Origin of the sequence: Bradyrhizobium embrapense (assembly GCF_001189235.2) — a bacterium.
Lineage (GTDB): Bacteria > Pseudomonadota > Alphaproteobacteria > Rhizobiales > Xanthobacteraceae > Bradyrhizobium > Bradyrhizobium embrapense.
Map to the genome: position 1 here is coordinate 135,250 of NZ_LFIP02000002.1, position 13,605 is coordinate 148,854.

Below are 13,605 nucleotides of genomic sequence, written 5' to 3' on the forward strand. Positions count from 1 at the left end.
ACCTCGGCGAGAGGAAATGTGGATTGCGTTGTCGCTTCGCTCCTCGCAATGACGGAACCGGATTCCTATCGTTCGTTCAATTCGTCGCCGACGGCCGCCACGCGGCCTCGGTGGCGAGCGGCGCATCGACATAGCGGCTGACGCCGTTCTGGTCGATCACGAAGGTCGGCCGAAAATTCCTGATGTCGGCATCCTCGATCATCGTCATGCGCCGGTTGTCGAGCGTCAGCCAGTGGCCGTCGAGCCGCGCCGCGACCACGGCATGGTCCTCGCCACCGAGCAGGTCGTGCATGACGACGATGCGCAAATCGTCCGGCGCGACGCCGGCCTTGCCGAGCGCCACGAATTTCGCGATCGCATAGTCCTCGCAATCGCCGCTTCCCCGCGCAAACGTGGCGAGCGGTGTGGCCCAGACGTCGGGCTCGCCATAAGTCGCGAGATCGCTGCCCGGGCGGATCGCCAGATTGATCGCGCGGTTGATCTCGCCGAGACGGGCGCGGCCATTGCGCGCGCGTCCGGCATCGACGATCGCCAGGAACCGCAGCGCCTCCGGAGAAGCGCATCCCGCGCGGGCGCTCTCGCAGGCTGCGATCTGCACCAATTCGTCGGCAAGCTGGCGCTGCACGCCGAGCCATTTGTCGTGCAGGCCGCCGCCGGCAAGCGGGCTGGTCGTAAGGCCAAACGGCTCGGTCGACTTTCTGAGCAGGGTCGCGGGGCCGGGCGAAAGCAGCGAAGCGGCATTGAGCTCGGCAATCGGTGCGGCCATGGCGAGGCCGAAGCCCAGCATGACGGCACGCAGCGCAAACGAGCGAAGCGAGTTACCCATGCGACACCCCCTGTCCGCTCATCGACGGGTGGATACTGCACCGCGCGCGCGACCGGATCGTTTCATGCCGGCAGCATGGCCAACGATCCCTTCGAATCGACTTAAGATGTGGGGAAACCGGGCAGCAGGCTAAAGGGCGTACACTTCGGGTCCCGAAAACTTTACCGGTCTGTGAAACGAACCGGCGAACCTTTTTCCACCGCGAAACGCCTCATCCGTGCCTTCTGGTTAACCCGGCCGGTCCGCGCACGGGATAGCTGCGATTTGTAAGCCAATTCACAGCTTTGGCCGGAAAATTGGGGTCAAGTGACCTCTCGGGGCTGCGAGGAAATAAAGGCAAGTAGAGAAATGCAAGCGAATACCACGAATACGTGGCTCAGTACCCATCTTGGCTCAGATCCCATCCTATGATACCGTCCGGCAAGTTCGGACTACACGACTCATCTGAGAGTGAGCCAAGTCACACCCAGTCAAACCGCGCAATCAGAGCACCTTGCGAAAGCACAGGATGGTTTCGCGAAGCTTTATCCGATGATATGCAGGCGTAATCATTCGGATATTCTACCAATATTAACCATCGTGCGGTGATCCGCAGTGAACTTTGTCGAGAAATTCGACGGCTATTTGCCGAGCACGGACGCTTATGCCCGTGGAACGGTGCATGTCGACAGCGTTTCCACCCGCGCTCCGCCCGGCGCGATCACCGTCGACGACGGGCAATTGCTGTTTACCGGCGACTTCAAGCGGACCGGGCTCGATCTCGTCATCTCGAAGGATGACCGGGAACTCGTCCTGCACGACTACTTCAAGGGCGAGAAACGCGCGGCGCTGGCGTCGCCTGAAGGCGCGCATCTCACCGGCGATCTCGTCAACGCGCTCACAGGGTACACCCGATATGCCCAGGCCGGCGGCGCGGTGGAACCGGCCAAGGTCATCGGCCACGTCACCAAGCTGGCGGGCAGCGCCACCGCGATCCGCAACGGCGTCTCGATCGTCCTGAACCAGGGCGACAACGTCAACAAGGGTGACGTGGTTCAGTCCGGCAGCGACTCGACGCTCGGCATCACTTTCATCGACGGCACCGTGTTCGGTCTCGGACCGAACGCCAAGATGGTGCTGAACGAAATGATCTACGACCCGAACGGGTCGAGCAATTCGGCGCTGATGAGCCTCGTCTCGGGCACGATCTCGTTCGTTGCCGGCGCGACCGCCAAGCATGGCGACATGAAGGTCGATACGCCGGTCGCGACCATGGGCATCCGCGGCACCGCGGTGCTGGTCGAGATCGATTTCGACGTTCAGGGCACGGGGGGCGTGCCGCCGGCCAAATTCCAGGTGCTGGTCGAGCCCGACGGCACCACCGGCTCCTACATTCTGTTCGACAAGACGACGCTCAATCCGATCGCGACCGTCGATCAGGCCGGCACCCAGACCATCGTCAACGGCCAGGGCAGCGTCAGCTTCGTCTCGTCGGCGCAGCTGTCGACCGATGCGCAGAAGCTGATCTCCGACGTCTTCGCGCTGAAGTTCACCGACAACTCGAATCCCAACACCAAGCTCACGACGAACTTCACGGACAGCGTCGTCCCGGTCACGATCGGCCTGAAGCTCGCCACCGGCGACGCCTTCGTGCCGATCAACTTCCTGCTGGGGTTGACCAACAATACCCAGTCACAGGCGGCGCCCGGCAGGTCCGACCACATCCCCGGGGCTCCGCATGTCGTGACCCAGGATGGAGCGATCACCGAACAGGCCGGGCAGACCCATAGCACGCTGCCCGACACGGTGAGCGGCCAGATCACCTGGGTGGACGTCAATCTCGGCGACAAGCCGACCGCGACGGTCAATTTCAATTCGTTCAGCTACCGGGATGCCCACGGCAACGACGTGACGTCGTCGCTGACGGCGGCGGAGCAGGCCGCCATCAAGGCCGTCGAGATCCCGCTGCTGCTCGATCCCAATCCGCAGAACACCAACATCGGCTCGGCGACCTGGACTTACAGCCTTGCCGACGGCGCGTTCGACTTCCTCGCCGCCGGCGAAACGCTGACGCTGACCTATCTCGTGCGCGTCGATAACAACTACCCGCTGAGCAACGAGACCGGCTTCAACACCATCACCATCACGATCACCGGTACCAACGACACGCCGGTCGTGACGTCCGCGGCACAGGTCGGTTCGATCACCGAACTTCCATGGACGACGAATTCCGCCGTGCCCGATACGGCGCATGGCACGGTGACGTTTACCGATGCGGATTTGACCGACACCCACACGGTCACCATCACCGGCGTCACCGAGGCCGGCGTCACCAGCGGACTTGCCAACGAGGCCACCGTGTTGAGCTGGCTGTCGCTGGGCGCACTGACCGATTCAACCGACGGCGTGACGGGATCGCGCCCCTGGACATTCTCGGCCGCCGACAGAAGTTTCGATTATCTCGCCGCCGGCGAGACGCTGACGCTGATCTACACGGTCCAGATCGACGACCATCATGGTGGGGTCGTCACGGTCCCCGTCACGATCACGATCGTCGGCACCGACGACAACCCGGTGATTACGTCGCCGACCCAGGCGGCGGCCATCACCGAGGCCGAAGGTGTGACCGGTTCAACGAAGCCGGATACTGCGTCCGGTACGGTGACCTTCACCGATGCCGATCTCAGCGACACCCACAGCGTCACCGTGGCCAGTGTCACCGAAACGGGCGTTACCACGGGGCTCCCCGATCAGGCGACCATACTGAGCTGGCTCTCGCTCGGCACGCTGAAGGACTCGACCGGCGGCGTTATCGGATCCAATGCCTGGACGTTCTCGGCCGCCGACAAGAATTTTGACTACCTGGCGGCCGGCGAGAAGCTGACGCTGACCTATCTGATCCAGGTCGACGACCACCATGGCGGCGTCGTCACCCAGCCGGTCACGATCACCATCACCGGCACCAACGACGTTCCGACATTCACATCGGCGCCGCCGACGGCCTCGATCACCGAGGCGATCGGGGAGACCGGCTCGACCAAGCCGGATGTGGCTCAAGGCGTGGTGGCGTTTGCCGACGTCGATCTCAGCGACACCCATAGCGTGTCCATCACCGGCGTCGCGGAATCCGGCACGACCACGGGCCTGCCTGAAGACGAGTCCACGGTCCTGAACTGGCTGTCGCTGGGGACGCTGACGGATTCGACCGGCCATGTGAACGGGTCGCAGGCCTGGACCTTCTCGGCCGCGGACAACAATTTCGATTATCTCGCCGCCGGCGAAACGCTGACGCTGACCTACACCGTCAAGATCGACGATCACCATGGTGGCGTCATCAGCGAGCCGGTGACGATCACGATCAACGGCAGCAACGATGCACCAACCATCACGTCGGAGCCGCAGACCGCCACCATCGCCGAGCAGACTGACACGACCGGTTCGTCCAAGCCGGACGGCGCATCAGGCGTCGTGAAGTTCGCCGATGTGGATCTCAGCGACACCCACGCGGTGAGCATCACCGGTGTAGCCGAATCCGGCGCGACCGCGGGCCTGCCCGAGGACCAGTCCACCATCCTGAACTGGCTGTCGCTGGGGACGCTGACGGACTCGACCGGCCATGTGAACGGATCGCAGGCCTGGATCTTCTCGGCCGCGGACCAGAATTTCGACTATCTCGCCGCCGGCGAGACGCTGACGCTGACCTACACGATCCAGATCGACGACCATCATGGCGGCGTCATCACCACGCCCGTGACGATCACGATCAACGGCGCCAATGACGCGCCGACGCTGGCTGACGTCAACGCCGGCACGCTCACCGATACCGCTGCCTACGACACGTTCAGCCCGCTCACCGGCGCGCTGCACGGTCATGATGTCGACGACGGCGAGACCGCGACGCTGACCTACGCCGCCCTCAATTCGGACCACGTCGCGGTCAACTCGCCGATCGCGGGCATCTACGGCTCGCTCACGGTCAACCCGGACGGCACCTACAGCTATGTCCCCGACGCCGCCGCGATCAATGCGCTGGCCAAGGGCAGCTATGCCGACACGTTCACCGTCGAAACCATCGATGCGCATGGCGCGACCGGGACTGCGACGCTGACGGTCGATGTCGTCGGCGCCAACGACGCACCGGTGATCCATGCCGACAACATCAGCATCACCAATAACCCCGATGGGACCGAAACGATCTCCGGCCTCACCGTCACCGATGTCGATGCCGGCGCCAACGAGAGCTTCACCCTGGCGGCCGCGACCAACCCCGGCTCGGGCAGCAGCGTCGCGCCGGCGGCGCTGCTCGGCCATCTCCCGGATATCAACACCGCGCTCGGGTCACCGGGCCTTGTCTACAACCCCGGCCAGACCCCGCCGGCGACCGACAAGATCGCGCTCTCCGTGACCGACGGCCATGGCGCCAGCGATACGGTCAATCTGATCTTCAACGTCCAGCAAAATCCGTCTCAGCCGGTCACGCTGACGGGCACCAGCGACAAGGACGTGTTTTTCGGATCGGGCTATCAGGACAAGTTCGTGTTTGCGCCGAACTTCAATCATGACACGATCCTGAACTTTACGCCGGGCCAGGACCAGATCGACCTGTCCGCGATCGTCTCGACGAGCACCTTCAGCAACTGGTTCGATCAGAACGTGACGACATCGCCGACGAATTCGGCTGATACGCTGATCACGATCGACAGTGCGGACACGATCACGTTGCACAACGTCGCGAAGGCGAGTTTGTCCCAGAACGACTTCATCATTCATTACACGTGATGGGCGTTTGGCCTCCCGAAAGGCCGGCTGCATCCTGCATTGCGCAACGTCTGCTCGATTGGAACTACTCGCCGCGCGTGATATCCAGACGGTATGAGACGGCTGAAGGCGATACGAAGATGGTTCGGACGGCGCTTCGGCTACGCGCGGCTGGCCTGCGTGGCGCTCCTGATCGGCATTGCCGCGTTGCGGATCGCGGATCCGGCTCCGGTTCAGGAGCTTCGCGTCAGGACGTTCGACAATTTCCAGGTGCTCGAACCCCGCCAGAAGACCGCGCGGCCCGTCACGATCGTCGATATCGACGAGAAGAGCCTCGCCGACCCCCGGCTCGGGCAATGGCCGTGGCCGCGGACGCGGCTCGCCGACATCGTCATCAACCTCACCCGTCTCGGCGCCGTGGTGATCGCGTTCGACGCGGTGTTCTCCGAGCCTGACCGCCTCAACCCCGATATCGCGGCCGATACGTTCAGCAGCCTCGACGAGGAGATGCGCGCCAGGTTGCGGCAACTGCCGAGCAACGACAGCATCCTGGCCGACGCCATCAAGAACTCGCGTGTGGTGCTCGGCGAGTCCGGCGGCCCCAACGTGCGCGCCGACCTCAACGAGAAGCTGCCGGTCACCGGGCTTGCGATGCTCGGCGAGGAGCCGCAGCGCTTCATGTTCAAGTTTCCGGGATTGTTGCGCAACGTACCGGTGCTCGAGGAGGCCGCGGCCGGGCGGGGCCTGTTCACGATCAGGCCGGAGCGCGACGGCATCGTCAGGCGGGTGCCGATGATGATGGTCGCGCAGGGCATCACCATGCCGTCGCTGACTTTCGAAATGCTGCGGGTGGCGGGCGGCTCCGGCACCATCCTGATCAAGGCCGACAAGGGCGGCATCCAGAGCCTCGGCATCAAGGGGTTTGCGATCCCGACCGATCTCTACGGCCAGCTCTGGATCCACTACGCCCGCCGTGACCCCTCGATCTACGTCTCGGCCGTCGATGTGCTGGATGGGCGGGTGCCGCCGGAGAGGATCGCCGGCAAGCTGATCCTGATCGGCACTTCCTCGATCGGGCTCAACGACATCAAGACCACACCGGTGACGCCGGCCATGCCCGGTGTCGAGGTTCACGCCCAGGTGTTGGAGAGCGCGCTGACCGGCGACGTGGTTTCGCAGCCGAGTTACGGCATTGCCATCGAATTCCTCGCCGCGATGATCATGGGGCTGCTGGTCATCGCCTTCGCGCCGAAGTTCGGGCCGATCACGCTGGTCGTGGTCGGCGGGTTGTTTGCCTCGGTGCTGATCGGCACCTCCTGGTACTTCTACTCCCAGCACCGGCTCCTGATCGATTTCACCTATCCGCTGATGTCGACGACGGCGATCTATCTCACCCTGATCTTCTCCGCCTTCGTACGCGAACAGCAGCAGCGCCGGCAGATCAGGTCGCAGTTCGTGCAGTACATGTCGCCCGCGCTGGTCGAGCAGCTGGCGCAGGCGCCGGAACGGCTCGTGCTCGGCGGCGAAGAGCGCGAGATGACCATCATGTTCTCGGACATGCGCGGCTTCACCACGATCTCGGAAACCTACAAGAGCGATCCGCAGGGCCTCACGGCGCTGATGAACCGGTTCCTCACCCCGCTTTCCAACGCGATCCTTGCTCGCAAGGGCACGATCGACAAATACATGGGCGACGCCATCATGGCGTTCTGGAACGCGCCGCTCGACGACAAGCAGCACCAGATCAATGCCTGTGATGCCGCTCTCGACATGCTGGAGCGCGTCGACGACCTCAACCGTGCGCGCGAGCAGGAGGCGAAGGACGGCGGCCACGTCTACGTGCCGCTCAACATCGGAGTCGGTCTCAACACCGGCACCTGCGTGGTCGGCAATATGGGCTCCGATGTGCGCTTCGACTATTCGGTGTTCGGCGACAGCGTCAATCTGGCCTCGCGGCTGGAGGGGCAGTCCAAGGAGTACGGCTTCCCGATCATCGTGGGATCGAAGACCGCGCTCGCGGTGAAGGAGAAGTTTGCGATCCTCGAGCTCGACTTCATCATGGTCAAGGGCAAGAAGGAGCCCGAGGTGATCTATGCGATCGCCGGCCGCGAGGACGTCGCGAATTCTGGCCGCTTCCAGCGGCTACGCAACCTGACCATCGAGATGCTCGCCTGCTACCGCGGCCGCGATTGGGACGGCGCGCTCGCGGCGATCGAGCGCGGCCGCAAGACCGACGAGGCACAGACGCTGCAATATCTCTACCGCCTCTACGAGGCGCGCATCCGTACCTTCCAGAAGGAGCCGCCGCCGGACGATTGGGATGGCGCCTTTGCGTTGACGACGAAGTAACGCGCCACAAATTGGTGTCGTCCCGGCTGACGACGAAATCGGTGCCACAGATCCGGTGTCGTCCCGGCGAAGGCCGGAACCACAAACGGGTGTTCGTTAGAAAGCCGTCTGGCCGCTTGCCTCTTGCGCTGGCCGCTACGTATGCCGGCCTCCGCCGGGACTACGAGAGATTTACTCCAGCCCGATCTGCGTCAGATCCTGGAACCAGTGCTGCGCCTGCACGAAGGACTTCACCTTCGGCGACAGTGCGTGCGGATTGGTGTCGTGCACCACCCACACCAGTGCGGCATCGTCGACGATCAACGCGTGCGCCTGCGCCAGCAGCGCATCCTGTTTCGCGCTGTCGAAGGTCTGTTTGGCCTCGTCGATCAGCGCGTCGACCTTCGGATTCTTGTAGCCGCCCCAATTGACGCCGGTCGGCGCCACCTGGCCAGAATGGAAGAACCGCACGATGGCGTAGAGCGGATCCGAGGTGACATAGGCGATGTTATTGGCGGTGATGCCGGCGTTCATCTCGTCGGCGGCGCCTTTGCGCCAGTGCGAATAGAGTGTCTCGAGCTCGACCACCTTGAAGTCGATCTCGATGCCGATCTCCTTGAAGCTTTGCTGCAGGAATTCGTTCATCGGCAGTGACAGCATCTGCCCGGTGCCGCCCTGGGCGATGATGAAGGTGGTCTTCAGCGGCTTGTCCTTGGAGTAGCCGGCTTCCTCCACCAGCTTCTTGGCGGCCGCGAGGTCGTATTTCAGTTCGAAGCTCGGCTTGCCGAACCACGGGCTCGACGGGTCGACCTGGCCCTTGGCGGGCTTGGCAAGACCATTCATCAGGCCGACGACCGCGTCGCGGTCGATCGCCAGGTTGAGCGCCTTGCGCAGCCGGATGTCGGTCCAGGGCGAACCCGGCAGCACGCTCAAATGATAATTCCAGACATGGGGCGTCACGTTGTCGACGATCCGCATGCCGGCGGCCTTGAGCTGCGGCACGGCGTCGGGCGCCGGCGTCTCGATCAGGTCGACCTGACCAGCCAGCAGCGCATTGGTGCGGGTCAGGGCTTCCGGCATCGGGATCAGGATCATCTTGTCGACCTTCGCCAGCCGCTTCTTGTCCCAATAGTCCGGGTTCTTGGTCAGTTCGGCGAGCTCGCGCGGCACCAACCTGGTCAGCTTGAACGGACCGGTGCCGGAGGGCTGGCTGGCGAACTTGTCCCAATCCTTGCCGAGCTTCTCATATTGCGCGGGGCTCGAAACCAGGAACCACAGCATCTGGTAGGGGAAGAAGGAGTCGACCGTCTTCGTGGTGATCTCGACGGTATAGTCGTCGATCTTGGCCCAGCTCGCGACCGAGGGCAGGCGGGTCTTGACCTGCGCGCTCTGCCGCTTGTCGAATTGCGGTGCCTTGTCGTTCAGCACCTTGTCGAGATTCCAGATCACCGCGTCGGCGTTGAAGTCGCTGCCGTCGTGGAATTTGACGTTCCTGCGCAAGGTGAAGCGCCACTTGGTCTTGTCATTGTCATCGACCTTCCATTCGGTCGCAAGCCCCGGCACCAGCTTGCCTGGCCGGTCGGCGACGTCCATCTCCCACGCCACCAGCGGATCGTAGATCGTGTAGGCCGTGAACTGATAGGCGCCGGCGCCGCGATCGGGCTGGCCGGTGGTCAACGGAATGTCGGCCATCGAAATGCCGTAGCGCACAATGGACTCTGCCCGCGCGGACATGGCCGGCCAGCTCGCGGCCAGGGCGAGCGCCATTGCCGCCATCAGGATCGAATTGCGCGCACGCATATGAAAGGCTCCGTTGGTGGGAAGTCGGAGCCAAAACTTGCAAGCATGATGCCAGAATAGGCAGCATTGCCCCATCTTAGCCTAAGGTGGGAAGAAATGACGCGCCCAGCGGCTATTTGCTGAAGATCTATTCCTCTTGGCACAGGCATTGCATACGCTTGCCCAAGAAATAATCACCAAAATGTCACCAGACTTCGAAGGGGTTGCTGAGATGCGTAACAAGAAGACCAAAGCGACGGCATTCATGCTGGCGCTCGCGATTGCGGCCGGCGTGCCGGCGATCGCCAGCGCCGAGACCGTGCTGCGCATTGGCATGACGGCTGCCGATATTCCGCGCACGCTCGGCCAGCCCGACCAGGGTTTCGAGGGCAACCGCTTCACCGGGCTCACGATGTATGACGCACTGACGATGTGGGACCTGTCGTCGTCGGACAAGGCGAGCGCGATGATTCCGGGCCTGGCCACCGAGTGGAAGGTCGACGATGCCGACAAGACCAAGTGGATATTCAAGCTGCGTCCAGGCGTCACCTTTCACGACGGCTCGCCGTTCAACGCCGACGCGGTGGTCTGGAATGTCGACAAGGTGCTGAAGCAGGACGCGCCGCAATTCGACGCGAGTCAGGTCGGCGTCACCGCCTCGCGCATGCCGACGCTGGTCGCGGCGCGCAAGATCGACGACATGACGGTGGAGCTGACCACCAAGGAGCCGGACAGCTTCCTGCCGATCAACCTCACCAATCTGTTCATGGCGAGCCCAACCAAGTGGCAGCAATTCTATGACAAGGCCGAAGGCGCCGATGCCAAGGCGAAGTCGCAGGCTGCTTGGGCCGCGTTCGCCAAGGACGCGTCGGGCACCGGCCCCTGGAAGATGTCGAGCTTCACCCCGCGCGAGCGGCTCGAGCTGGTGAAGAACGAGAAGTACTGGGACAAGGCCCGCGTGCCGAAGACCGACAAGATGGTGCTGCTGCCGATGCCCGAGGCCAACGCGCGTACCGCGGCGCTGCTGTCGGGGCAGGTCAACTGGATCGAGGCACCGGCGCCCGATGCGTTGCCCGAGATCAAGCAGCGCGGCTTCAATCTGTATTCCAACGAGGAGCCGCATGTCTGGCCCTGGCAGTTCTCGCGCGTCGAGGGCTCGCCGTGGAATGACATCCGCGTCCGCAAGGCGGCCAATCTCTGCGTCGATCGGGAAGGACTGCGCGACGGCCTGCTCGCAGGGCTGATGGTGCCGGCCACCGGCACCTTCGAGCCCGGCCATCCCTGGCGCGGCAACCCGACCTTCCAGATCAAGTACGACAAGCCGGCCGCGCAGAAGCTGATGCAGGAGGCCGGCTTCGGTCCGAACAAGAAGTTGACGGTCAAGATCCAGACCTCGGCATCGGGTTCGGGCCAGATGCTGCCGTTGCCGATGAACGAGTATCTGCAACAGGCTTTGGCCGAGTGTTATTTCGATGTGCAGCTCGACGTGATCGAGTGGAATACGCTGTTCACCAACTGGCGGCGCGGCGCCAAGGATCCGTCGGCCAACGGTTCGAACGCGACCAACGTCACCTATGCGGCGATGGATCCGTTCTTCGCGCTGGTGCGCTTCCTGCAATCGGGCATGGCGCCGCCGGTCTCGAACAATTGGGGCTTCATCAACAATCCGAAGTTCGACGAACTGGTGAAGAAGGCCCGCCAGACCTTCGAGCCGGCGGCGCGCGATGCCGCGCTCGCCGAGCTGCACGCCGCCTCGGTCGACGATGCGGCGTTCCTGTACGTCGCTCACGACGTCGCACCGCGCGCGATGAGCCCGAAGGTTAAGGGCTTTGTGCAGCCGAAGAGCTGGTTCGTCGACTTCTCTCCGGTCTCGGTCGTGCCGTGACGCCGGCGGCGTAGACCGGTGTACCCTCTCCCCTTGCGGGAGAGGGTGGCTTTTGATGCGGCAGCATCGAAGCCGGGTGAGGGGTTGTCTCCGCGGACGCTCCTCGCTCTGATGAAGTGACAGTCTCCGCGGATAGAACCCCTCATCCGGCGCGCTTCGCGCGCCACCTTCTCCCATAAGGGGAGAAGGAAGAAAGAACGCAACGTGCTCGCCTATACGTCCAGACGGATCGTCTACGTCATTCCGATCGTGCTCAGCGTCGCGCTGGTGTGCTTCCTCCTGGTGCACATCACGCCCGGCGACCCGCTGGTCGCGGTGCTGCCGGCCGACGCCTCGCAGGAGCTCGCCGCGCAATTGCGCAGCGCCTACGGCTTCGATCGACCGTTGCCGGTGCAGTTCGGCCTGTGGCTGTGGCGCGCGATCCATGGCGATCTCGGCAATTCGATCGCCACCGGACGGCCGGTCCTGTCGGAAGTGATGCGCGCGGTCGGCAACACCGTGATGCTGGCGATTGCGGCTGCGATGATCGGCTTCACGCTCGGCCTGCTGTTCGGCCTGATCGCCGGCTATTTCCGCGACACCTGGGTCGACAAGGTCGCAACGTCGATCGCCATCGCCGGCGTCTCGCTGCCGCACTACTGGCTGGGCATGGTGCTGGTCATCATCTTTTCGGTGCAGCTCAACTGGCTGCCTGCGGTCGGCGCCGGTCCCGGCGGCTCGGGCGCCTGGGCGTGGGATTGGGAGCATCTGCGCTATCTGGTGCTGCCCGCGATCACGACCTCGGTGATCCCGATGGGCATCGTCACCCGCACGGTGCGTGCGCTGACCGGCGACATCCTGAGCCAGGACTTCGTCGAGGCGCTGCGCGCCAAGGGCCTGCGCGAGACGGGCGTGTTTCGCCACGTCATCAAGAACGCGGCGCCGACCGCGCTTGCGGTGATGGGCCTGCAACTGGGCTACATGCTCGGCGGTTCGATCCTGATCGAGACCGTGTTCTCCTGGCCGGGCTCGGGGCTCTTGCTGAACTCGGCGATCTTCCAGCGCGATCTGCCACTGCTGCAGGGCACGATCCTGGTGCTGGCGCTGTTCTTCGTGCTGCTCAATCTCCTGGTCGATATCGCGCAAGCCGCGATCGATCCGCGCATCAAGCGGAGCTGAGCATGAGTGCAATGAGCGATACCGCATTGCAGGCCGCCCCGGCGAGCAAGGCGCGCGGCTATTGGGCGACGGTCGGCCGCCGCATCCGGCGCGACAAGGTCAGCATGGCCTGCGCCATCATCCTGGTGCTGATCTTCGCGTCCGCGCTGCTGGCGCCATGGCTGCATCTCGCCGATCCCTATCAGGGCTCGATGATCCGCCGCCTCCGCCACATCGGCACGCCGGGCTATCCGCTCGGTACCGACGAGCTCGGCCGCGACATGCTGGCGCGGCTGATCTATGGTGGCCGTCTCTCATTAGTGATCGGCATCCTGCCGGTAATCTTCGCCTTCGTGATCGGCACCTCGCTCGGCCTCGTCGCCGGCTACGTCGGCGGCAAGCTCAATACCGCGATCATGCGCACCGTCGACGTGTTCTACGCCTTCCCGTCGGTGCTGCTGGCGATCGCGATCTCGGGTGCGCTCGGCGCCGGCATCACCAATTCGATCGTGTCGTTGACCATCGTGTTCGTGCCGCAGATCACCCGCGTCGCCGAGAGCGTCACCACCGGGGTGCGCAACATGGATTTCGTCGAGGCGGCGCGCGCCTCCGGCGCCGGTCCCTTCACCATCATGCGCGTGCACATGCTCGGCAATGTGCTCGGCCCGATCTTCGTCTATGCCACCGGCCTGATCTCGGTGTCGATGATCCTCGCCGCCGGTCTGTCGTTCCTCGGGCTCGGCACCAAGCCGCCGGAGCCCGAATGGGGCTTGATGCTGAACACGCTGCGCACCGCGATCTATGTCAATCCATGGGTCGCGGCGCTGCCGGGGGCGATGATCTTCGCGGTTTCGATCTGCTTCAACCTGCTCAGCGACGGCATGCGCAGCGCCATGGACATCAGGAATTAGTG

Annotated in this window: 7 protein-coding genes; 5 read left to right on the plus strand and 2 right to left on the minus strand. The window is 63.8% G+C overall.

The annotated features are described in order from the left end of the window. Positions 1 to 76: 76 nt before the first annotated feature. The gene (locus AKN83_RS08065; protein WP_050403857.1) at positions 77 to 826 is read right to left on the minus strand and encodes a transglutaminase-like cysteine peptidase; all 750 of its coding nucleotides are present in this window, start codon (positions 824 to 826) and stop codon (positions 77 to 79) included. Between the two features lie 594 nt (positions 827 to 1,420). Between AKN83_RS08065 and AKN83_RS08070 the strand changes: the two genes are divergently transcribed. After that, a complete protein-coding gene (locus AKN83_RS08070; RefSeq protein WP_063695259.1) occupies positions 1,421 to 5,584 on the plus strand; it encodes a VCBS domain-containing protein in 4,164 nt (1,387 codons plus the stop codon). Between the two features lie 93 nt (positions 5,585 to 5,677). Continuing rightward, positions 5,678 to 7,912: a CHASE2 domain-containing protein gene (locus AKN83_RS08075; protein ID WP_050403858.1), complete on the plus strand. Its 2,235-nt coding sequence runs from the start codon at positions 5,678 to 5,680 to the stop codon at positions 7,910 to 7,912. 171 nt (positions 7,913 to 8,083) lie between these two features. On the opposite strand, the gene AKN83_RS08080 is transcribed toward AKN83_RS08075, so the two are convergent. Beyond that, positions 8,084 to 9,691 carry an ABC transporter substrate-binding protein gene (locus tag AKN83_RS08080; protein WP_050403859.1) on the minus strand — a complete coding sequence of 536 codons (1,608 nt, stop codon included), beginning with the start codon at positions 9,689 to 9,691 and terminating at the stop codon, positions 8,084 to 8,086. A gap of 244 nt (positions 9,692 to 9,935) precedes the next feature. On the opposite strand from AKN83_RS08080, the gene AKN83_RS08085 reads away from it, so the two are divergent. From AKN83_RS08085 to AKN83_RS08095, 3 genes are all read left to right on the plus strand, one after another. Beyond that, positions 9,936 to 11,555: an ABC transporter substrate-binding protein gene (locus AKN83_RS08085; protein ID WP_244521974.1), complete on the plus strand. Its 1,620-nt coding sequence runs from the start codon at positions 9,936 to 9,938 to the stop codon at positions 11,553 to 11,555. Positions 11,556 to 11,759: 204 nt separating this feature from the next. After that, positions 11,760 to 12,713: an ABC transporter permease gene (locus AKN83_RS08090; protein ID WP_021080294.1), complete on the plus strand. Its 954-nt coding sequence runs from the start codon at positions 11,760 to 11,762 to the stop codon at positions 12,711 to 12,713. Positions 12,714 to 12,715: 2 nt separating this feature from the next. Further along, entirely contained in the window at positions 12,716 to 13,603 is an 888-nt protein-coding gene (locus tag AKN83_RS08095) for an ABC transporter permease (protein ID WP_172803505.1), read from the plus strand. Positions 13,604 to 13,605 lie beyond the last annotated feature (2 nt).